At 66.1% G+C, this 20666-nt stretch carries 20 protein-coding genes and 1 pseudogene; 12 read left to right on the top strand and 9 right to left on the bottom strand.

The genetic code is table 11. The features are described 5' to 3' along the window. The first annotated feature begins 112 nt into the window (after positions 1 to 112). From DL519_RS16060 to DL519_RS16050, 3 genes are all read left to right on the top strand, one after another. A complete protein-coding gene (locus tag DL519_RS16060; RefSeq protein ID WP_190815958.1) occupies positions 113 to 1972 on the top strand; it encodes a class I adenylate-forming enzyme family protein in 1860 nt (619 codons plus the stop codon). Positions 1973 to 1974: 2 nt separating this feature from the next. After that, positions 1975 to 2520, top strand: coding sequence for a cupin domain-containing protein (locus tag DL519_RS16055; protein ID WP_190815957.1), 546 nt, complete (start codon positions 1975 to 1977; stop codon positions 2518 to 2520). Between the two features lie 163 nt (positions 2521 to 2683). Continuing rightward, positions 2684 to 3070 (top strand): Scr1 family TA system antitoxin-like transcriptional regulator, encoded by a 387-nt coding sequence (locus DL519_RS16050; RefSeq protein WP_223840297.1) that lies wholly within the window; start codon positions 2684 to 2686, stop codon positions 3068 to 3070. A gap of 92 nt (positions 3071 to 3162) precedes the next feature. Here DL519_RS16050 and DL519_RS16045 read toward each other — a convergent pair whose 3' ends face one another. Further along, complete coding sequence (locus tag DL519_RS16045) at positions 3163 to 3825, bottom strand: GntR family transcriptional regulator (protein WP_190815955.1); 663 nt, start codon at positions 3823 to 3825, stop codon at positions 3163 to 3165. Between the two features lie 206 nt (positions 3826 to 4031). Between DL519_RS16045 and DL519_RS16040 the strand changes: the two genes are divergently transcribed. The 5 genes and pseudogenes from DL519_RS16040 to DL519_RS16020 all read left to right on the top strand — a co-directional run bounded on the left by DL519_RS16040 (position 4032) and on the right by DL519_RS16020 (position 8392). Next, positions 4032 to 4622: an ABC transporter permease gene (locus DL519_RS16040; RefSeq protein WP_223839076.1), complete on the top strand. Its 591-nt coding sequence runs from the start codon at positions 4032 to 4034 to the stop codon at positions 4620 to 4622. A 190-nt stretch (positions 4623 to 4812) separates the two neighbouring features. Next, positions 4813 to 5202: a type 2 periplasmic-binding domain-containing protein gene (locus DL519_RS16035; protein WP_190815953.1), complete on the top strand. Its 390-nt coding sequence runs from the start codon at positions 4813 to 4815 to the stop codon at positions 5200 to 5202. A gap of 64 nt (positions 5203 to 5266) precedes the next feature. Next, positions 5267 to 6565 (top strand): IS4 family transposase, encoded by a 1299-nt coding sequence (locus DL519_RS16030; RefSeq protein WP_190815951.1) that lies wholly within the window; start codon positions 5267 to 5269, stop codon positions 6563 to 6565. A 493-nt stretch (positions 6566 to 7058) separates the two neighbouring features. Next, positions 7059 to 7292: pseudogene (locus tag DL519_RS16025) on the top strand (acyl-CoA dehydrogenase family protein); the annotation flags it as partial. 452 nt (positions 7293 to 7744) lie between these two features. After that, positions 7745 to 8392, top strand: a complete 648-nt coding sequence (locus DL519_RS16020; RefSeq protein ID WP_190815947.1) for a polysaccharide deacetylase family protein — start codon at positions 7745 to 7747, stop codon at positions 8390 to 8392. 224 nt (positions 8393 to 8616) lie between these two features. On the opposite strand, the gene tnpA is transcribed toward DL519_RS16020, so the two are convergent. The 3 genes from tnpA to DL519_RS16005 all read right to left on the bottom strand — a co-directional run bounded on the left by tnpA (position 8617) and on the right by DL519_RS16005 (position 10183). Next, a complete protein-coding gene (tnpA, locus tag DL519_RS16015) occupies positions 8617 to 8844 on the bottom strand; it encodes an IS200/IS605 family transposase (RefSeq protein ID WP_397544949.1) in 228 nt (75 codons plus the stop codon). A gap of 346 nt (positions 8845 to 9190) precedes the next feature. Beyond that, positions 9191 to 9346, bottom strand: a complete 156-nt coding sequence (locus DL519_RS16010) for a hypothetical protein (protein ID WP_190815945.1) — start codon at positions 9344 to 9346, stop codon at positions 9191 to 9193. Then, complete coding sequence (locus tag DL519_RS16005) at positions 9347 to 10183, bottom strand: class E sortase (RefSeq protein WP_190815944.1); 837 nt, start codon at positions 10181 to 10183, stop codon at positions 9347 to 9349. Positions 10184 to 10407: 224 nt separating this feature from the next. Here DL519_RS16005 and DL519_RS16000 point away from each other — a divergent pair, with 224 nt between their 5' ends. After that, positions 10408 to 10962 carry a DUF2020 domain-containing protein gene (locus DL519_RS16000; RefSeq protein ID WP_190815942.1) on the top strand — a complete coding sequence of 185 codons (555 nt, stop codon included), beginning with the start codon at positions 10408 to 10410 and terminating at the stop codon, positions 10960 to 10962. A 534-nt stretch (positions 10963 to 11496) separates the two neighbouring features. Here the strand turns inward: DL519_RS16000 and DL519_RS15995 are convergent. Beyond that, positions 11497 to 13884 carry an SdrD B-like domain-containing protein gene (locus DL519_RS15995; RefSeq protein ID WP_223840296.1) on the bottom strand — a complete coding sequence of 796 codons (2388 nt, stop codon included), beginning with the start codon at positions 13882 to 13884 and terminating at the stop codon, positions 11497 to 11499. Positions 13885 to 14197: 313 nt separating this feature from the next. Here DL519_RS15995 and DL519_RS15990 point away from each other — a divergent pair, with 313 nt between their 5' ends. Beyond that, positions 14198 to 14908 carry a hypothetical protein gene (locus DL519_RS15990; RefSeq protein ID WP_223839075.1) on the top strand — a complete coding sequence of 237 codons (711 nt, stop codon included), beginning with the start codon at positions 14198 to 14200 and terminating at the stop codon, positions 14906 to 14908. A gap of 7 nt (positions 14909 to 14915) precedes the next feature. On the opposite strand, the gene DL519_RS15985 is transcribed toward DL519_RS15990, so the two are convergent. After that, positions 14916 to 16238 (bottom strand): NosD domain-containing protein, encoded by a 1323-nt coding sequence (locus DL519_RS15985; RefSeq protein ID WP_223839074.1) that lies wholly within the window; start codon positions 16236 to 16238, stop codon positions 14916 to 14918. A 226-nt stretch (positions 16239 to 16464) separates the two neighbouring features. Between DL519_RS15985 and DL519_RS15980 the strand changes: the two genes are divergently transcribed. After that, complete coding sequence (locus DL519_RS15980; RefSeq protein WP_223839073.1) at positions 16465 to 17475, top strand: Dyp-type peroxidase; 1011 nt, start codon at positions 16465 to 16467, stop codon at positions 17473 to 17475. Between the two features lie 48 nt (positions 17476 to 17523). Here the strand turns inward: DL519_RS15980 and DL519_RS15975 are convergent, their stop codons facing one another. After that, a complete protein-coding gene (locus tag DL519_RS15975; protein WP_190815935.1) occupies positions 17524 to 19131 on the bottom strand; it encodes a helix-turn-helix transcriptional regulator in 1608 nt (535 codons plus the stop codon). Positions 19132 to 19247: 116 nt separating this feature from the next. Here DL519_RS15975 and DL519_RS15970 point away from each other — a divergent pair, with 116 nt between their 5' ends. Beyond that, positions 19248 to 19466: a hypothetical protein gene (locus DL519_RS15970; protein ID WP_223839072.1), complete on the top strand. Its 219-nt coding sequence runs from the start codon at positions 19248 to 19250 to the stop codon at positions 19464 to 19466. A 9-nt stretch (positions 19467 to 19475) separates the two neighbouring features. Here DL519_RS15970 and DL519_RS15965 read toward each other — a convergent pair whose 3' ends face one another. Then, entirely contained in the window at positions 19476 to 20147 is a 672-nt protein-coding gene (locus tag DL519_RS15965; RefSeq protein ID WP_397544948.1) for a DUF6444 domain-containing protein, read from the bottom strand. A gap of 59 nt (positions 20148 to 20206) precedes the next feature. After that, a complete protein-coding gene (locus DL519_RS15960) occupies positions 20207 to 20482 on the bottom strand; it encodes a hypothetical protein (RefSeq protein WP_190815932.1) in 276 nt (91 codons plus the stop codon). Positions 20483 to 20666 lie beyond the last annotated feature (184 nt).

Below are 20666 nucleotides of genomic sequence, written 5' to 3'. Positions count from 1 at the left end.
GCGGAGCTGCCGGTGGGGGTTGCTGGCCACCGGCGCCGATCGGAACGACGAGACGACAACCCGGTGCACCGCACAGGTGTGGACACCGCCAACGACCAGGAGATAATCACCGGTGGATCACCGCAGCGAACTGGCCGACCTCCCCGCCGGGGCACGGGTGGTCATCCGCCTTCCCCGCGGCCCCGGGCTCGCTTCGGCGCTGCTGGAGTGCTTCGAACGCGAACTGGTCGCCGTGCCCATGGCACCGCGGGCTGGGGATGCGCAGCTCGAGGGCATCGTGGACCGAGTCTCGGCCAGCGCGGTCGTCGACGGCCGGGGCTCGACGAGCTCGCTGCGCCGGACCGGGCTGCCCGCGGAGCACCCCGACGCCGCGGGCCTGGCGCTGATCATGTTCACCTCGGGCTCGACCGGCACCCCCAAGGGCGTCATGCTCAGCCGCCGCGCCGTGGTGGGCAACGCGACCAAGACCGCTGCGCTGCACGGCATCGGACCCGGCCGCCCGCACGGGACGTGCCTGCCGCTGCACCACTGCAACGCGCTGGTCATGTCGCTGCTGGGCACCCATCTGACCGGGGCGCGGCTGGTGCTGCACCCGGCCGCGGACCCGACGGGTTACTTCGCCGCGCTCGAGCAGGCCGGGGCCCGCACCGCCTCGATCGTGCCCGCCCTGCTGCCGGACCTCCTGGAAGCCGCGCCGCCGTGGCCCGACGGGCTCGACTACCTGATCACCGCTGCCGCCCCGCTGACCGACGACCTCGCCCGCCGGTTCCACCGCACCTACGGACCGCGGCTGCGCCAGGGCTACGGGCTGACCGAAGCGGTCAACTTCAGCGCCACCATGCCCGCACCGGACGAGGCCGGGTTCACCGAGCACTACCTCGACCGGTTCCCGCCGGTCGGGCTGGCGCTACCGGACACGCGGCTGCGCCTGGAGGGCGGCGAGGTCTGGATCAGCACCCCGGATCTGATGGACGGCTACTGGCAAGACCCGGCCGCCACCGCCGAGGCCATCACCGCCGACGGCTGGCTGCGCACCGGCGACCTCGGCGAATTCCGCGGCGATCTGCTGGTGCTCAAGGGCCGCACCAAGGAGCGCATCGACCGCGGCGGTGAGAAGCACTACCCGCTCGACGTCGAACGCTGCTGGCGCGAAGACGGCCTGACCGGCCAGTTCGCCGCCGTCGGCGTCACCGAGGCCACGCTCGGCCAGGAGATCGGCCTGGTCGCCACCGACCAGCCCGTCGACCGGCTGCAGCAGTTGTGCGAGCGCACCGAGCTGCGCCCGGCGGTGCTGCGCATCGGTGACTTCCGCGCCACCGCCACCGGGAAACCGCAGCGTTCGCTGATGGGCGCCACGCTCGCCGCCCGCCGCGAAAGCCCCTCCCGCTACGAGCGCCTGCTGCGCTACGCCGCGGCCACCGCGCACGAACTGCTGCGCGGCACCCCGCACCCGGACGTGCCGCTGCAGAAGGTGCGCGCCCTGGCCGAGCGCGTCCCGGAACCCGACTCGCTGGAGCCGACCGGCGAACCGGTCTACGAGGCGTTCGACTCGCTGCGCCTCGGCTGCGACGCGGATCCCGAGCGGCGCGCGGCCGACCGGGCGGTGCTGCGGGCCAAGCTCACCGCGTCGTGGCCCCTGTCGTCGTACGCCGAACTGGCCGCCGCCGTGGCCGAGGCGCAGGGCGCGCACGGGGGCGCGGTGCCCTTCGGCATAGAGACCACCCCCGACGACGGGCGACTGGTGCTGCTGCCGCACGCACCGGCGGCCACCGCGGGCGGCCTGCCGTGGGCGTTGGACCTGCTGTGGACCTATCTCAACGATGGAAAAACCGGCCACTGCGCCGACCGATGGGCCCGGCTGCGCCGGTTGCGGCACGACGGCTTCGCCATCGCGGGTTTCTCCGCGTTACGGGCCGGGCGCCATGACCTCGGCGGAGTCATCTGGGCAGTCCGCCCCACCGAGGAGGAGTGACCATGCCGCACGACGACCTGCACATCGCGACCTGGGCGAAGAGCTCGATCGGCCCCGACCACACCGAACTGCGCGTGGACCACGGGGAGCTGGCGGTGCCCATGCACGGCACCGCCGCGGCCAGCGGTCAGGAGCTTGCCACCAACGGCGAGATCGGCGCCGACCTGATCCGGCTGCCGGCCGGGCAGGGTTTCGTGCCGCACACCCATCCGGGCCACCACGTGCTGACCGTGGTGGCCGGGACGGGGACCATCACCTACGGCGGGCGGATCCACGAGACCCATGCCGGGCAGACCTTCCTCATCGAAGGGCAGGTGCCGCACGCGGTGGGCGCGATCACCGATCATCTGATCGTCGCGGTCGGCGCCCCGCACAAGCGCATCGACTCCACCGACCGCATGACGCCGGTGCCCTATGAGGAGATCATCGCCGACAGTGGTGAGCTGACCTGCATGATCTGCGACAAGACCGCCGGGGCTCCGCGCTACCTGCACTCGGTGGACTGCCGGCACTGCCCGTGCCGGGAGTGCGCCGGGATGCCGGGCTGATCCGGCCAGCCACCGGACATCCGCCAACCACACCGACTCGTGTCCGGTCACCAGCCGAACCGCCGGCCGACCTCGGCGCAGGCGCGCTTGGTCGCCGCGAATACGGCCTCGTCCCAGGCCTTGATCCGCTGCTGCGGGCGGCAGTCAGTTCCGGCAGCGCCGTCTGACAGATGACGATCCGGTGCAGTTCTGCTCGATCATGAGCGAAGCAGTGATCAGGCAGCAGATCGGTGGGAAGTGTGTCCTAAAAGGACAACTCGAGCACTTGGCGGCGCTCATCGACGAGCGCCCCGAGACGATCGAGGTGCGAATCGTCCCGTTCGAAGCTGCCGCGTATGACGCCTTGGGCGGCTCAGCCTTCCTCCTGCTGGGATACCCCGATGAGCAACTGCCCAGCGTGCTCTGGCAGGAATCGATCACCTCAACCCTGATCACCTCGGATGCCGTAACGATTCGCGAGTGCTCCATCGCACTCGCTGGCGCGACATCGGTCTCACTCAGTCGCGAAGAGTCGTTTGAGCTGATCAGAACGGCTTCCAGCAAGCTGTAAACCCGGACTACAGTTGCGCTTCTTGAACTCCTTGCCGGAGAAACCCTTGTCAGCCAGCCGTCGAGCATGCTGAGGATGACGCGTCGGAGAGATCAGCGTTTGAGCCGGTAGCGTCCACTGGCTTCGACGTGGTCGATCATGATTCGCTCGGCGGTCGCCCCGTCGCCGGCCTGCAGCGCGCGTAGGATTTGTTCGTGCACGGTCAGGTGGTGGCGCGCGTGGTCGGCGTCTAACCACAACGACGCGTCTGCGGGCACTGGGAAGTTGTTGCGCACCGCGCGGGCATGTCGGCCCAGAAACGCTGGGCCGCCGATGTCGGCGATCGCGAGGTGCAGCTTCCGGCTTTTCTCGCCCAGCGCCTCGTTCTGGCCGGCCCGCTCGTGGGCGACCATTTCCTCGTGTAGTGCCCACAGCGAGGCGAGCTGCCCGGCGGTGATCCGGGAGGCCGCCAGGCGCGCCCCGAGCCCCTCCACGACCGCCCGCACGCTGTAGTACTCGGCTAGTGCGTCGTCTGACAGGTCGATCACAGTGGCGCCGTGGTGACGCTCGTAAGTAATGAGACTGTCGTTCTCCAGGCGCCGTAGCGCCTCCCGAACCGGGGTGATCGACACCCCTAGTCGTTCGGCCACCGCGGCCGCTCGCAACGGTGTGCCGCCGGGGATGCGTGCGTTGCGGAGGTCGTCGAGCAGCGTTTCGTAAACGTAGTCGGCCTTGCTTGACGGCGGTACGTCGCGACGTCCCTCAGCTGCACTCACGCTGCGCTGCGCTGTATCACGGCTGGGTGGCACCACCTACTGGACGGTACAGGACAACCGCCCGCAAACGTGACGAGAGGGGCGGGGCCTTGTGTGACCCATCGTGCACCGCGCCCGTCGTGTTGTCCGATCCGCAACCAGCCCTTCCGCCCTCGTTCGTCGCCGCTGTGAACTCCTCCGGGTTCACGACTTCCACGGTGAACAGCGTGGTCGTCTCGCTGCTCGCTGCGACCGCCGGCACAGCCCTGGCTTTCACGGTCGGGTATATCGTCTACCGCACCCGCTCGATTGCCCGAGGGGCTCTTGAGTCTGTGTCGATGGTTCCCCATGTCGTCCTCGCCATCGGCCTGCTCTGGACTTGGCTGATCATGCCGTTGCCGGTCTATGGCACGCTGTGGATCCTGGTGATCGGCTTCGTTGTCGTACAGATGCCGCAGGGCTTCCGGGGAATCGCGGCATCAATTCGCGCCACCGATCGAGATCTCGAGGACAGCGCCGTGATGCTTGGAGCCCGCCGCGGGCGAGCAATCGTCTCTATCACGCTCCCCTTGATGCGGGCAGCCGTGCTCTCGACCTTCATGCTTTTGCTCATGCTGAGCATGCGAGAGCTCACTGTTCCGCTGTTCCTTTACACCACGGACACGCAGCTTCTCTCCATCACCATCTACGACCAGTTCGAAAACGGTGGCACGCTGCGCGAGGCATCGGCCACGGCCCTGATCTACTGCGCGATCATGTTCTTGCTCAGCTATCTTCCGCGCCGCCTCGGAGCGAAGAACGGAGGTTCCGGTGTCTGATCAGCTAGTCCGCTGGACACGAAATGTGCCGAGAAGGATCACGGTCGTCTTCCTGGCTGCAATTGTGCTACTCGTGGCAGCCTGTGGCCAGGCGCCGCCCAGTAAGACCGACCAGGCTGACAAGCTGCTTCCGCCCGTGCGTGTCGACACCAGTGATGGCTCCGCATCGACGGCGAATTGATCGCAGACCGTGAACTTCTCCAGGCTGCGCGCGGGAGCCGGGTGGTGCTGTACTCGGCCGCTGGCAAGGAGGCCGAAGATCTGGCTGTCGCTCGTTTCACCCAGGAGACCGGTTCCTGTCGAACTCACGACGCTGGCCAACAACAAACTCGCCGAACGTGCCCTTTCCGAGTATGGTGCGGGACGGCTCGGTGCGGACGTGATTCGACTGACCGACCCACGCACTGCCCGCGATTTCAGTGATCACCGGGTCTTTATGCCCTACCGCACGCCGTTTCATGGCGTCTTGAACGAACAGGGCTCACCGCCCAACGAAAACTGGTTTTCACCCTACTACTTCGTCAAGGCCGTGGGCTACAACTCGGCGATCCTCGACGCAATGCCACGTAGCGTAAGTTGATCATGGTGTTGTGTCAGGGTTTTGCTGCTGATTCGGCGTGGTGACCTGATCATCACGCGGGTAGATGGCACGGTTACTCCTCGTGGATGTGGGTGTGGTGTCGCCAGATCAGGTCTCGCTCGGTGTGCTGGTGGCGGCGGTGCCCCGGGATGCGGTCGATGAAGCGGTCGCGGTGTGCGGGGTCGGGGCCCTACGTGCGGACGGGAAACTCCCACCGCATGTGGTGGCCTACCTGACGATGGCGTTGTGCTTGTTCACCGAGGATGACTACACCGAGGTCGCGACCAAGGTCACGGGGTCGCTGGACCGGTGGGGATGCTGGGACGCCGCCTGGAGTGCGCCCACCGCCAGCGCGATCACCCAGGCCCGGAAACGGCTGGGCCGTGCCGTGTTCCCCGAAATCTTCGAACGGACCTGCGGCCCGGTGGCCGGGGAATCCGCCCCCATGGCCGGGCTGCTGGCGACCGGCCGGGCCCGGGGAGCGTGGCTGCGTGACTGGCGGCTGCTGGCTATCGACGGGTTCGATGTGGACATGCCCGACACCGACGCCAACGCCGCCGAGTTCGGCTACGCCGGATCCGGTGTCAGCCGGTCGGCCTACCCCAAGGCGCGGGTGGTGGCGTTATCCGAGTGCGGCACCCACGCCTTCCTCGCCGCCGAAGTCGACGCCTACTCAGTCGGGGAGAAGACCCTGGCCGGCCGGCTCTACCCTCGGCTGCACGCGGATGAATTACTGACCGCGGATCGGAACTTCTACTCCTACCAGGCGTGGAAACTGGCTGCCGGCACCGGTGCCGCGCTGCTGTGGCGGGCCCCGACCCAACTGGCGTTGCCGGTGGTGCGGGTTCTGTCCGACGGCACGTACCTGACCATCCTGATCAACCCGAGCATCCACCACCGAGCCCGTCGGGAACGCCTGCTGGCGGCCGCCCAAGCCGGAGAGGACATCGATCCTGACCAGGCCCAGTGGGCCAGAGTGATCGAGTACGACGTACCCGACCGGGTCGGCAACGGCACCGGTGAGCTGATCGCGCTGCTGACCACGATCACCGACCCGACCCACGCCCACGCCGATGAACTGGCCGACGCATACCATCAGCGGTGGGAACAGGAAACCGGCAACGACCAGCTGAAAACCCACCTGCGGGGACCCGGCCGGGTACTGCGCTCCCGGCTACCGGATCTGGTGCACCAGGAGATATGGGCCTGGCTGATCGTGCACCACGCGATCGCCGCGCTGATCACCCAGGCCGCCACGGCCGCTGAACTGGACCCAGACCGGATCTCCTTCACCCAGACCCTGCGTCTGATCCGCCGCACCGCTACCGGGACGGCGGACATTCCCCCCTCAGGACTGGATTGAGGCACTACCCCATATCTTGGCCAACATCGCGGGCCTGCGCATCCCGCGCCGCCGTCACCGGACATGTCCGCGCGCAGTGAAACGCGCCCGCCACAACAGTTACCGGGTGAAGAAACCCGGCGAACCCGCCAGCATCCGCCACGACGGGCCAGCCACCATCCGGTTCCATCCCCTCCAACCCCGAGCAGCATGATCAACTTAAGCTACGTGGCATTGATCCTCGACGAGAGTCCACCGGCCGGTTGGCAAGACATCGTGAGTCCCCGCTACGAAGGCAAACTGGGCATCGTGTCAGTGACGACCGGTGGCACGCTGAGTTCCCAATTGCGCTTCGAACTCGAGACGTTCGGTGAGGACTTTGTCGCGGCGCAGGCTCGGCAGGATGCACGGGTGTTCGACTCGACGTCCACTCAGGTCGATGCCCTCGCTCGCGGTGAGATCACCGTAGCGACAGTGAGTGTGAACAACGCTATTGGCGCTCAGGTCATGGTGTTTCGCCATGTCGGAGCCGGATCTGGGCTCCGACATGGCGGCGACCAAGACCAAAGCCATCTGCGACAGCGATGACTACGTGATCGACAGGCCGAAGATGTGGCTGACCAACGGCGGTGCCTCCAACCTGATCGCGTTCCTGGTCAAGACCGACGAAGGTGCGGGGAAGGCGCATCAGAACCTGACGACCTTCCTGGTGGAGACGCCGGAGAGGTACGGCGAGGTGCTATCGGGCCGACCACCAGGTTCGCGAGCTTCGCTCTTCAGGCGGTCGCCGGATTCGGTATCGAACTCGCTGGAGATCGGATTCACGCGAGTACGTATGTAGTGGCCATCGGGTGATATCGAATGAAACGTTCGGTCGCCACCACCCTCCTGCCCACCGGCGGCATCGCCGGCTCCCCCGAAAACGCCCTCGACTGCGCCTGCCGGCTCCACCTCGCCGCACCCGACATCTGACCGGGCGACATGCACAACACCGGACCTGAAGTCAACCCCTGAAAGAATTCTGAAACGGACCACTTACTTCACGTGATCTTCACGGGATCAATCATCTAGACGGCCACTCACCCACCCACCCACCCACCCACCGACCCCGGACGCCCATGACACCCACGGAAGGAGTAGAAGGGCCAATTATGGGCTCTGTTTCGGGATAGTCATGGTAGGCGCAGAAGGGGAGTCGCCATGGACCAGCGTAGTTTGGTGAACAACGGATCCACTCCGGCGGCCACATCCGAGGTGGTGACCACGACCGAGGACGGCGGCATGACCGTCGCGTTCACTTTTGATGACGGCCCCCATCCGACCTACACGCCACAAATGCTCGACCTGCTCGCCAGATATGGGATCCAGGCGACATTTTGCTTGATCGGCGAGCAGGTGCAGGCCTACCCGGACCTGGTCCGTCGGATCGACGCCGAGGGGCACGAGCTCGGCGACCACACGATGACCCACCCCGATCTGACCACCATCAGCCATGAGGCGGGCTACGCCGAAGTCATGGACACCTACTCGCTCATCGTCAACACGACGGGCCGGGACATCGCGTACTTCCGGGCACCATATGGCCACTGGACGGAATACACGAACACGGTCGCGGCCGTCCAGGGCGGCATGCAACCAATCGGCTGGGCCGTGGATACGAATGACTGGCAGCGCCCAGGCGTTCAGGCGATCGTGGACGCCGTGCGCAACGATCCTGCGACGCAAGGAGGCATCGTGCTGATGCATGACGGCGGAGGGGATCGCAGCCAGACTGTCGAGGCGGTGAACCAGCTCATTCCGTATCTGCTCGACCAGGGCTATACATTCGATTCCCCGCTCTACAAGTGACAAACCCGGCGGAGCGCGCCGGCGAGCACCCGCGACGGCTCTTGGAGGCGACAATGCGCCGTTCCGAGCAACGGTCCGCGACTCTGTGTGATCTTGAGGGGGCGCCGGGAGCGGTCCACATGAGAGCGCGAGACCCCTGCTACCGGAATGCGGGCCGGTGCTCCGCCCTTCAGGGTGGGGGTGAAGGCTCGCGCTGGGAGGGCCGTGAAGGCCTGAGCAGTGCCTTAAGCCGGACGGTTCTGCTGCTCGATGTACTGCTTCACGACGCTCAGCGGTGCCCCGCCGACGGGGCCAGCGAAGTACGAGCCCGACCAGAGTTTGCTGGCTCGGTAGTAGTGGCGTACGAGGTCGGGAAACTTTTGGCGCAGGCGCCGGGAGGACACGCCCTTGAGGGAGTTGACCAGGCGGGCCATGGCCGCCTTGGGCGGGGTAGTTGACGAGCAGGTGGACATGGTTGTTCTCGTCGTTGAACTCGACCAGCTCAGCCTCGAAGTCCCGACACGCGTCCCGCATGCAACAGCGGCAGGGCACGCTCAGCTGATCGTCACGCAGACGTCCACAGGACTTGACAAGTCCTCAACCGCCGAACGTCCGCTCATCAGCGTGGAATGCGGTCCGGCGACTCGATCCTCGGTCCGCCGTTGCGGTGACGCGCTCGAAATCCATCTTGTCGTTGCGCCAGGCGGTGCAGCCGGCACCGAACTTGGCCAGGCACTGCACCAGTGTTGTAGCGGACGCTGCCGTAGATGTCGACGACAAGGACGCGGATGGTTACCAGGCCGGACTGTTGGGGCGGCCCTACTGCACCGACACCTTGTTGAAGGGCAGCAGCGGGTCCAGGCATGGGAATACCACGAACAACAGCAGCGCCACCACGCCCAGGACCAGCACGACCGCGAGGGCGAGCTTCGCGCCCACCGGACCGGGCAGGTGCCGCCAGATCCAGCCGTACATCTATCCCTCCCCGAGGGCTTGTAGCAGTTGCGCGTAGGTCGCGCCGTTCCTCTTCGGGTACTGGTTGGTCAGCGCCGCGTGCACGATGAGCCGTTGCCGGTCCGAGAACTGAGGGTGGCAAGTGGTCAGCGTGAGCAGCGCGACCTGCTGGGCGGCCGGCAGCACGTCGGCAGGCTTGTGCGGCACTGGAGCGATCACCTGGACCTGATCCGGGTTCACCACCTCGCGGCCCACGGTCTGACCGTAGGGACCGCCGTCCGGCGCGTTCGTCCGCAGCGTGCTGACCGGCGCACACTTCGGGTCGCGGCCCTTGACGGTGCCCCAGTCGGCGATCTCGTCGGCGTACGGCAGCACGCGGTACACGAAGAGGTCGGTCTGGGTCTCGATGACGATCGCGTCACACGAGCTAAGCAGGTCGAGATCGTTGAACGGCGAACCCTTGCCGACACGGTGCCCGGCGACCGCGAAGTTGCCGGGTTCCCCGGGAAGCGCTGTGCCCTTGTAGTGCCCGGGCCCGATCTCCAGCGACTTGTCGGCTGTCCCCTGCTGGATGGTGAAGTGGTAGTCGGCGCCGAAGCTGGGGATATAGATCTTGGCGAAGGCCTGGCCGTCGATCAGCTCGGGATGCAGCTGACGGCCCTTGGCCCAGTCGCCCTCCAAGGTCGAGGCGGCGTCGGTCTGCTTCCCGGCGGAGACCAGGTCGGTCACGTACAACTCGTAGACCACGAACAGCAGGACCACTAGGCCCGCCGTGGTCAGCAACTCGCCCAGGGTGCGGACAGTCTTCCTACCATGGCCGGGCGACGACTTCGGCGGAGATGCTTGCCGTATCGCCATGCGCGCTCCTCTCGTCGGCTCGGTGTTCGGCCCGATGTGCGGGAAGGTACCGCTCGCCGGCCGCCACCACTGGTCCGCGCTCGCGACCGCCCTCAGCGCCACTCGCGGCCCTGTAGTCGGCGCGGAACGGTTCGAGGGCAGCAGCGAAAAGTCGAGCAGCCTGTCGGCCGCGGAGCCATCTTGAGGGTGTCAGTAGCCGCTCAGGGCGTGGTTCACTTTGTCCGATGCGTCGATTCGTGCTTGTTCTCGGAACTTTCACCCTGGTCACCGCCCTGGCCGCGGCGGCCTGCTCGCAGCGGTCAGGACCGGCCACCGCGCCGCCCCCGTCCAGCGTGCCGCTGCCGGCCACCACTACCTCCGCTGCCTCGGCACTGCCGCCCGAGCCGCAGCCGGTAGCGGCGGGACCGTGTCCCTACCTCGCCACCGACTTCGTCGCCGAGGCCAATGGCCAGCGGGTGTCGGAGGTGAAGCTCTCGGCCGACCACCCCCATCCGGCGTGCTTCTTCTACGACCGGGCCGGGAACGTCCAGTTGACCGTGCGCATCTACGTCGGCGAACCCGCCGTGGCGACCGCTCTGGTGAACCACGCGGCGCCCGTGGACAGCAGCAATCCTGCGACCGAACCCCCCGGCTGGCAGGGCGGATACCAGCGGACGGGCGGGGGTGCGGTCTACGCGGTCGCGAAGCAGGGCGTGGCGATCGTGGTCACCACCGGCCAGATGCAGACGGTCAAGGCGAGAACCGTTACGAAACAAGTAGTTTCCGCTCTCGGCCTCTGACGCAGACGGCCTGAGGCGGCCAATCGATCTAGTACTCCTCCGCTCGCCACCTGCGGCAGCGGAGGACCAGCATCCGGGTTCGGTGTACCAACGGCTGTGGGCAATCCGTGTACCTGAAAGCAAAGAAGAAAACATCCGTCGGTGGCAACCGGCGCGTACCTCAACAACTCCTGCGCCACGTCGACCGCCGCCCCGCGCCGCAGCGACTCGATCCCATACGAGTGGTGGACTGTGTGCGGGCCGAACACCAATCCGGCGGCTGAGTTTCTCCAACTCGACCTGCTCGGCGGTTACCTTCCGCGTTTGGCTCATGACGATGTCTCCACGATACGAGGGGAAGACTGCTGGAAAGGACGCATTGTCATGGGTTCAGACGAGATGAGTAGTTCTTGACAGTCGAGAGCGGGAAGAAGTCCTAGCTCGTTGTCATCCACCGGGTGCACCGTTCGAAGGCCCAGCCAGACAGAGCTCAACCAGGCGTGGTCTGCCCGCCCGCGCTATTCCGGATCGCAGGCGGGCAGACCACCCCGGTTTTCAGCGTTGCTTGGCGCGACGCTTCCGGCTCACGAACACGAATGCCGCGCCCGCACCGAGGAGCACTACACCGAGGAAGATCATCACTGGCAGGCTGGAAATACCGGTGTCGGCCAGCGAGTCCGTCCGCGTGTTGGATGGGGGCGGCGTGGTGGGCATCGGGGTCGCCGGCGGCTCAGACGTCGGCGGTGTCGATGTTGGCGGCATCGGGGTCGTCGGCGGTGCCTGTGGGATGTACACGCCGGCGTCGATCGTGTGATCAACACCTCCTGGGTTGGCCGGGGCCGTGACAGGTGCGTATCCGTTGCACAGCTGCCCGGTGGTCGGCGGGATCACATTGGAGTCATGCGCCCGGTCCTCACCGGCCAATGGGAGTGTGAACCGGAGCTCGGTAGCCGGCGGCTGGCTTGGCACCTTGCTGGTGTTCGCGGTACACACGTCGAACTGCACGGTGTACTTCGCACCCGGGGTGAGCTGGTAGGCGGCGCCGACCCCACCAAAGTAGTACTCGCCGGCGGCATCGGTCTTGGTCGTGGCGACCTGCTTACCGCTGGCGTCCAACAGGTTGATCGTCGCACCCGGTAGCGGCACCTGTCCGGGGTCCTGGATTCCGTTGTGGTCGCCGTCGAACCACACCACGTTGCCGATCTGGATCGGCGCATTCGCTGCCGTATAGGCGATATCGCCGAGCCCACCGGCCTTACCGAACCCATTCTGCGCCTGACCGACGAACTCGTAGGCGTTGGCGGCCGGGTTGTTACCGGGACCCTCACCGGTCTTGATGTTGTGGTAACCGGTTCCGCTGGTCTCGATGTGGACGGTCGGGTCGAACTCCGTGCTGATGACCCATTGCTGCTGCGGAATGTAGGCCACCGCGCCTAGCGCGGTTTCCTGGTGCCCGGCGGAAAAGAATTCGCCCGGGAAGTATTCGACGACACCATTGCCCTGGCCGCCGTCGGTGGCGGGTTTCGCGTGGTTGGGGCAGTTTCCGGTGCCTTCCCACGAGTATCCACCGGCGGGATTGGCGCAGGCCATGTTGATGTCACCACCGGACATGCCGAGTTCCGGGGTGTTGTTGCCCGGCCGAGGGTCCAGCCCCCGCGCACTGAGAACGTCCATGAACCGGTCGCGGAAACCCAGGATCATCGAACCGTCACGGGCGAAGGCGAGGCTGGCCAACTCCGGCTGCGGATTGATGAAGGCGTTGCCCAGGCGGAATTTATCCCAGGTTGACAGGTCGGTGTTCCACGGGTTCCAGTGGTTGTTCTGTCCGGCGCTCGGGCTACCGGCAAAGACGTCACCGCGCTCGGCAGTAAGCGGCTGGGTCAGCACCGTGCTGAATTGCCTGCCGTCGTAGGCGTAGACGACAGCCTTCAGGTCCGCCCGGTTCTGAGTGCTTTCCGCGGAACACACGCCACCGACATAAAGCGTGTTGTTGTGCGTTTCAAGCCCGAACGGCCGCCAGTCGGTGGGCGCCGCGCAACCCGGGTCCGGGATCGGCACCGTCGCTTTGGGTTGTAATGCGGTGGCCCCGGTCGCATCGAAGCTCACCAAGGTCCGGGTCAGCAGATTCACCGCGTACAGCGTCGCGCCGTCTTCCGACAGGGCCAGGCTACCGATGCTCTCCTTACCCGGCGCGTTGGTGAACCCGGGATCCTTAATCATGTTCGCGGTGTCGTGCGGCGTCACCGCGGCGCCCGGCACCTTCGCGAACAGGGTCGGCGCGCTTCCGCCCTTGACCGGCACGGTGTAGATGGCGTCACCACCATCCGGCCCGTATGGGGCGTGCCGCCGGGCGAACTCGCTCTGGAACAGCCGCTGCCGGTACTTGTCGTAGGCCAGCCCGAAAGTCGTGCCCACCTGGGATTGCGTGGCAAGCGTGGTCGGACACGCCACGTCGCTGGGACACGTACCCCGGATGTTCACTCCGAACGCCACCAATGCCCGGGTGTCGGTCCCACTAGCACCATTCTGGATCGGCACGAAATACCGGGAATCGGGGAGCGTGTAGTCGGCCGCGTTCCAGACCCCGGTGATCACCGAGGCGTTCTTGCCGCCCGACACGTCCACGAACGTGGTGAAGCTGTCGAAGTGGTTCGCCGCGGTCGAAGCCGGCGCCGCCCGCAAATAATTGCTGTAGGGAGCCGGAACAGTGACATCGACGCGGTACTGGCCGCCGGTCAGCACGGTCGACGACGACACCACGACCTTTCCGGTGGCATCCGTGATGCCGGTGACGTGATGTCCAGTGGGGTCGGAAACGTCAACCTTCATGCCCTGCTGCGGCACATCCATTGTCGTGTTAATCACGCCTGTGCCGAAGAAATCCCGCAGCACCTCGACCGTCAGTGTGCCGTCAGCCGCCGAAGCCCCGGCCACCCCCACCATCGGGCCTGTCGCGCTGCCTATCAGCAACAGCCCGGACAACCCCACACGCGCCAGCCGGCCCGTACGTTTCCCGGCTGTCCGGCTGAATCCTCTACCGGCTCGGTTCATAGCTATAGTTGTCCCCTTGTCAGGTGAGCAAGAACCGGCCTATATAACCAGAACGATGCACCGCATATACACCCAAAAACCGGGTGAATTAGGGGGTGAATCGGCGGGCCTGTTAACGTTGCGCGGCGTGCGGAGTATGAGAGTCCGGCAGTGTCGTGTGCGGTGGGGCGCTGGCCTGCGCCGGTGGTTGCGGCCATGGTGGGTGGTGGCCGTCCTGGGCTTGGTGGGTGTCGCGGTGGTCGCGTTTCTGGTCATTGGTGGCGGTTCGGGCCCTGCCGGTCCGCGTGCTTTGACCTCGGATGAGGCGAACCGGCTGGCGATTACGCGGTTTCGCAATTACCAGGCGGGGGGCCGTGCGGTGACGATCACCGTGCCGAGTACCGCTGGTGGGCTGGTCATCAGGGGGTCGATCGACTACCGCGCCGAACTGGGTTACGGCGTGGTGCACGGTACCGGGCGTGATACGTCCAGCGATGGGCTGATCGAATGGACGGCTGCCACCGTGCTTGTCCACCCGATGGCGAACGCCCCGGCGGAAGCACCGGCATCGCCGCCCGGGCCGGATTGGTTCAGCCGTCCGCTGCACACGACGGGTAGTGCGCTGGACGCTTCGTTGGCCATCGCGCTCAGTCTCGGCAGCGACCGGCCTGACAACGCCGCATTACTGCCACAGAACGGCGCCACCTGGAGGGGACAGGACCAGTGGGACGGGCACCAGGTGGACGTCATGACGGGGCCGGATGCCGGTGCCAACCCTGGTACGGCGGGCACCGTGCGCTACTGGATCGGCTCGGACGGCACCATGTATCGGGTTCAGGTCGAGGTGGCTTCCGAACCGCAGCCAGTGGTCATCGATTTCGACACCGGGGAATATGTTCCGGTTCAGCCGGTACCCGGAGTCGGCCCGAGGCCGTAGCCGCCGCTCAGGATGTCTGCACCAGCGCCTTGCCGGCGAGCAGTGACGCTGAGGGCAGCGGGATGCTTGCGGTCTCCGGTAGTACCGGAACGGCCGGAACAGCCGTGGCACCGGTGGTGGTGGCATTCGGGAACTGTGGCTGTGCGTCAGGCACAGCCACCTCGGTGAACGGGATACCGCCGGGTGCCGTCGGGATCGCCCACGTGCCCGACGGTGTGGGCGACTGGGCGGGAACCGGGCAGGACGCGGTCGTCACGAGCTGAGCGGGCACCGTCGTGCGCAGATCATTGTCGTGCAGGCAGTTACCCCGTCCCTGCGTGGCGGTGGGAAACCTCCAGCCGACGTCAATACCGTTGGCGGCGAAGGTGTTGTCCACGATCTGGTTTCCCTCCGGTGGTAGGTCGGCGGTTGCGGTAATCACCAGTCCAGCGTTGGTATTGCCGGCGATGCGGTTGCGGATGAACTGGTTGTCGCTGCCGCCATCGATGCCGATGCCGATGCCCCACCCGCCGTCGGCCTGCTCGGGGGTCGGTGTCTGCTGGTTGCCCGCGACCAGGTTGCCGGCGACGACGGAACCCCGCTGCGGGAGCAGCTTCTCCTGATGGTCGGAGTTGATGGTGAGTCCGACCCGGTTACCGACAAAACGGTTACCAACCACGTACACCTCGCCACTGGCGTTGGTGCCTTCGTAACCGACCGCGTTGAGTTCGGAAATGTTGTCCCGCACCACGATATTGCACGGCTTACACTGCCCGACATAGATCCCCGAGTCAGCCGCACCTGAGGTGTACGAGTGCTCGATGACACCGTCCTGCGCGGAGAACGCGTAGATGCCGTACAGCCCGTTGCGGGTCGCGGTCACATGGGAAACCAAGAACGATTTCAGGAAAGTGACGGGCTCGTCGCCGGTGTCATAGCCGCCGCTTGTCCCCGGCAATCCGGCAACCGCTTTCGCCGAACCGGTGACCAGTACCCCGTTTTGCGTGTTGTTCTCCACGGTCAGGTTCTCCACGGCCACCCCGGCTGCGGCGACGACGATGCCATTGGGCTGCTGCAACCGCCCGTCGATAATGACCTTGTCCCGGGACTCGCCCCGAAGGGTAATCCGAGCCGTGGCGATCTTCACCGACTCGGGATACACGCCCGGCGCCACTAACACGAGATCACCAGGCTGAGCGAGCGACACCGCGGCCGAGATCGTCGGGGCGTCAGCCGGCACTCGGATCGTCACGTGCGCACCGGCCGGTCGCCGGCCCTGGCCCGATCCGTCATCGCCGGCGCCGCAGCCGGCCAAGACGAGTATCAGCGTACCCAGCACCGCGACTGTCACGCGAAGACCGAAACGAGACATGATCGCAGTGTGGCATGGACACCGGATTCACCTGTGGGAGGGCGGATATGGCACTCTCCCTACCGTGAACCGAGCCGATCATCGCCCGTCACGCCGCGCGTTCCTCGGTGTCACCGGTACCGTCATGGCCACCGGCCTCACCGCCGGATGCGAATCGGGCCCCCCTCAGCCGGGCCAACGTGATGCCCCCGCGTCCACCACGCCCGTGTCACCGACGGGCCAGCATCAGGCGGGCATCACGCTCCCGCAGCCGGCCCAGCCCAATCTGCTGGCCATGGTGGCCGACCTCGGCGACGCCGTGGCACTCGGCCCATTACTGGCCGACCTCGGCCAGGCCATCCTCACACTCACCGCGGGAACCGATGCACGACTGCTGGGCCTACCCCCGGGCGATCTCACCGTGACGATCGGAGTGGGCCCCCGACTGGTGCGCATGGTCGATCCTTCCCTCCCCGGCGCCGTGGAACTCCCACAGTTCTCCCGGGAACGGATCGCCCCGCAAGCACACGGTGGTGACCTGCTGATACAGATCTGCGCCAGCGACGCCTTGGTAGTACCGGTCGCCGCTGCCGCGCTTGTCGACCAGGCCGGTGACCGGATACACGAACGCTGGCGGCAGTCCGGGCGCCGCGGTTCGAACATTCCCGTAGATCAAGGCCTTACCGCCCCACGAAACCTCTTCGGTTTCATCGACGGCATCGTGGGCCCGCACACCACCGTCCAAGAACAACGAGACCTATGGCTGCCCGGGCCGGCTCCAGTCGCCGACGGCACCATCACCGTACTGCGACGCATGGAACTCGATCTACCGCGGTTCGCCACACTGTCCGTTGCCGACCAAGAAGCAGTCTTCGGTCGGTACCGAGCCACCGGCGCCCCACTCTCCGGTGGCACCATCACCTCGGACCCGGACCTCGGCGCCAAAACCCCGGACGGACGCTACCTCATCCCGGCAGACGCCCACGTCCGCAGAGCACACCCCAACGTCGTTGGCGTCGGCCTCATGCTCCGTCGCTCCTACAGCACCGACGAACCCACCCCCGGCCTGCTTTTCATCAGCCACCAGAACGACATACGAACATTCACCAACACCCTGACCCGCATGGATCATTCCGACGCACTACTGAAATTCACCACCACCACCGCCAGCGCGACCTTCCTGACACTCCCCGGATTCGACCAACAACACCCACTTGGCACCACACTGTTCCACTGAACAAATCGACCACAATAGACAACCGTCAACCAAAATCCATAGTGGACGTCAGAGCACACCAAGCTCGTAAGCCCGCATCAGCGCATCCTCGCGGCTGGACGCCTCAAGCTTGCGGTAGACGCTTTTCACCTGCGTGCGCACGGTGTTGACGGACACGACGAGCTTGCGCGCGACCTCCGCGATGGTCAGGCCGGCGCCCAGTTCGGTGAGTACCACCTGCTCGCGGTTGCTCAGTTCGACTAGCTGGACGCGTTCCGGGAACACCGGCCGGGTCCGCGCCAGGCGCTGTGCTGCCTCATCGGTCAGGGGGATGCGGGCCAGCCGGAACAGGTCGTCCCGATCGGCCGGCGACAACGAGGCGAGCGAGAGTACTTCATCGGGGGTGCGCACGTGGCTGACCAGCTGAACTGCCCGGTGGACCTCTTCCTTGTCGCCCATCCGCAGCGCGGCGATCGTCCTGAGGAGCAGCAACTGCCGGGCGTCGCGGCGCGAGGTGGTTTCGTGCCAGGAAATGCGCGAGGTTATCGCGCGGACCGCCTCGTATTCGCCGTTGAGCAGGCGGAGCCGGGCGGCAGGCAGCGTGAGCCACGACGCTTGCGGGTCCGCCTCCTTGATCAACCGGAGTGCGCGGGTGGCCTGGCCGGTGGCGATCAGCAGCTCGACGTGGGCGCGTCGCATCACCCGCACGGCGGTGCCCTGTTTGACGAGCGCGGGCGCGTGGCTGAGCCGGAGCGTGCCGAGATGGGCCAGCGACGTCACCCGATCGCCGAGATACAGCCCGTGTGCAAACACCAGCGCCGCTACGAAGGGCCAGACTTCCAGCTGCTTGGTGCCGTCACCGGTGATCTCCAGGCAGTTCGCGAGGCTCGCCTCGTCGTAGCGGTCCAGCGCGTCCCAGCCCTCAGCGATCGTCCCACCCACGGTGAGCAGGAACCGGATCCGCTGGGACGGCGATGCGAAGCCACGCATCCGGTCAAGCCACTGCCGCGCGATGCCACCGTGCCCAAGATCGGCGAAGATCATGGCGAGATTTGCCGTCGCGTTGAGGGCAGTGGCCGCCGTTATCGGCTCGACCGTCGCGTGCTCATACGCGTGGCGGTACAACTCGACCGCGGCCGGAAAGTCATCCATCAACGAACGCGTCAGACCACGTTGCATGGGAAGCCAGCCAGTGCGCGGTACCACATCGACGCCGGGCAGCGGGCTGAGCTGCGCCGCGCGGGTGGTCAGGCGCTGTCCCAACTCCTCGGCCTCGGCACACGCCCCTTGCATGCGTAACCCGATCATCGCCGCGGTGCCGACTGTGACCAGTGTCGCCACCGAAGTCTCGCCCGCGATGTCCATCGTCGCCGCCAGGCGAGTACCGAGTTCTGTGTAGTGGCGCAGGTACGGCCGGAGCTCGCTGACGTCTGATTGGTTCGCCGCGTGGTAAGCGCTGATCCACGAGATCATCAGGCGCGGTCGCGCGTGCAGCTCCTCGTCCGGCACCTGGCTAAGCACGAAAAGCAGCCGAGCGGCGAGTTCGCCCTCCACCGCGAGGATGTGCTGGTCGCACCAAGCTTCGAGTGCGGTCCAGTCGCGGTCCTCGGCGGTCCTGGCTAACGCTTCCGGTAGATCGGCTACTGAGACACGAGCGGGTTGAGTGCTGTCCGGCACCGTCGCCGCCCCTCCCTGAACCAAGCCGATAGATCTCACTCACAAGTATGAGGTACTGGCGCTTCGCGCGTGTGACCTACGGGAAATCCACCACTGATGTCACCCGATCGGGACTGATGCCGCCCGATCGGGTAGGAGTGTTCCAGGAAGGACGCGACGCGATCAACGCCGCCATGGAACGCCTCCTCGCGGGGACACCTCTGCGGTCATCCGGCAACCTCGACATCATCAGCCTGGCCGAGGAGGCAGGGCTGAAGCGAAACAAGCTGACGCACAAACACACCGACCTCAAAGACCGGTTCTTCGCCGAACGCCGGTGTCCATTCACGGGGTAGTCCCCGGGTTCATGCGGTGGTTGGGGGCATCCAGGTGTTGCCGGTGAGGGCGGGGTGGATGGCGCGGTGGCCGTGGTTGATGGCGCTGGTGAGGTAGGAGCGGACTCGGCAGAATCTGGCGAGTGTGGTGAGGGTGTGCCAGTATCCTGAGACTTTTTGGTGCCCGAACGGCACCACCGCCGTGGTGATTTTCCCGCAGCAGGCGCACTGCCGACGCGGCAGCACGTAGTGCGCCTTCTCCAGGCGGATCGACGGAATATCCCAGATCTGCGTCCAGGAGGTGCCCGCGTCCCGGCCGTCAGCGAGATCCGCCCCGCACCCGGAACAATCCTCTGGTGCAGACGCTGTCTCGGCCCGATCCGGTGTGACGGCCGGCGTCAAACCCGAACCCTTGTGACCAGGCTGACCACCCCGCTTCCGGTCTTTCGACCGCACCCGTTGTGAACGCTGCGCGCGACGTTTCCCCTTCGATGCCAATGAATCCTGCGACGACGGCGTCGACGAGTTCGTCGAGTCAACACCGAGCTTCCGCTTCAGCGCCGTGTTCTCTGTCCGCAGCTTGGCGTTGTCGGCTCGCAACTCGGCGTTCTCCGCCTCAAGAACCTCAACCCGAGCAACCAAACCCTCAACCAGAGACCGCAACTCGTCATACGACGAAGACTGCGTCCCTGCTCGATTCACACCGTGATCATCTCACAGCCACGCCAACGCTCACACCAGACCCGCCACAAACCCGCTGGTCAAAACCAGCCCTGAATGGACACGAACGCCGCGCCCGCGAAGCAATGACAGACCGAGAAGCCAAGCTGCACAAAGAAATTGCACAGCTGAACGCCCGCGTCAACGAACTCCGAGAAGAGCGCGACAACTACCGCACCGCCAACGAGGTCTTCGCCCGCGCACTGCACGCCCTCACAGTCGAGAACGACACCCTCCGACGGAACACCAATCGGTCGCGCACAGCACACCTCACTGCCATCGACCCGAACGCCGCCATCCGGCTGACTAACGGCCACCCCGGCCCCACGGCGGCATCTCCTGTCGAAGAATCAGCGAGGCCAAGACCAACGGATGGCACGGCGAAGCCGAGGGCCTGGCCGCCAGCCTCACCGCGGCGAAGAAGAAACTCGCGAGCCTCGACCGAGCAGCGCGCAATCATTCACCAGCGACGTATCTGGGATTGCCAGAGGCAAGACCGAA

This window comes from Saccharopolyspora pogona (assembly GCF_014697215.1).
Classification (GTDB): Bacteria; Actinomycetota; Actinomycetes; order Mycobacteriales; family Pseudonocardiaceae; genus Saccharopolyspora; species Saccharopolyspora hattusasensis.
This window is presented reverse-complemented; position numbering and strand designations above follow the sequence as displayed.

Bases quoted from the DNA above. Each gene is read 5' to 3' on its own strand.
- DL519_RS16055 (WP_190815957.1), top strand. From the start codon at position 1,975: ATGCCGCACGACGACCTGCACATCGCGACCTGGGCGAAGAGCTCGATC.
- DL519_RS16030 (WP_190815951.1), top strand. From the start codon at position 5,267: ATGGCACGGTTACTCCTCGTGGATGTGGGTGTGGTGTCGCCAGATCAG.
- DL519_RS16020 (WP_190815947.1), top strand. From the start codon at position 7,745: ATGGACCAGCGTAGTTTGGTGAACAACGGATCCACTCCGGCGGCCACA.
- tnpA (WP_397544949.1), bottom strand. From the start codon at position 8,844: ATGTCCACCTGCTCGTCAACTACCCCGCCCAAGGCGGCCATGGCCCGC.
- DL519_RS16010 (WP_190815945.1), bottom strand. From the start codon at position 9,346: ATGTACGGCTGGATCTGGCGGCACCTGCCCGGTCCGGTGGGCGCGAAG.
- DL519_RS16005 (WP_190815944.1), bottom strand. From the start codon at position 10,183: ATGGCGATACGGCAAGCATCTCCGCCGAAGTCGTCGCCCGGCCATGGT.
- DL519_RS16000 (WP_190815942.1), top strand. From the start codon at position 10,408: ATGCGTCGATTCGTGCTTGTTCTCGGAACTTTCACCCTGGTCACCGCC.
- DL519_RS15995 (WP_223840296.1), bottom strand. From the start codon at position 13,884: ATGGTGGGGGTGGCCGGGGCTTCGGCGGCTGACGGCACACTGACGGTC.
- DL519_RS15970 (WP_223839072.1), top strand. From the start codon at position 19,248: ATGCCGCCCGATCGGGTAGGAGTGTTCCAGGAAGGACGCGACGCGATC.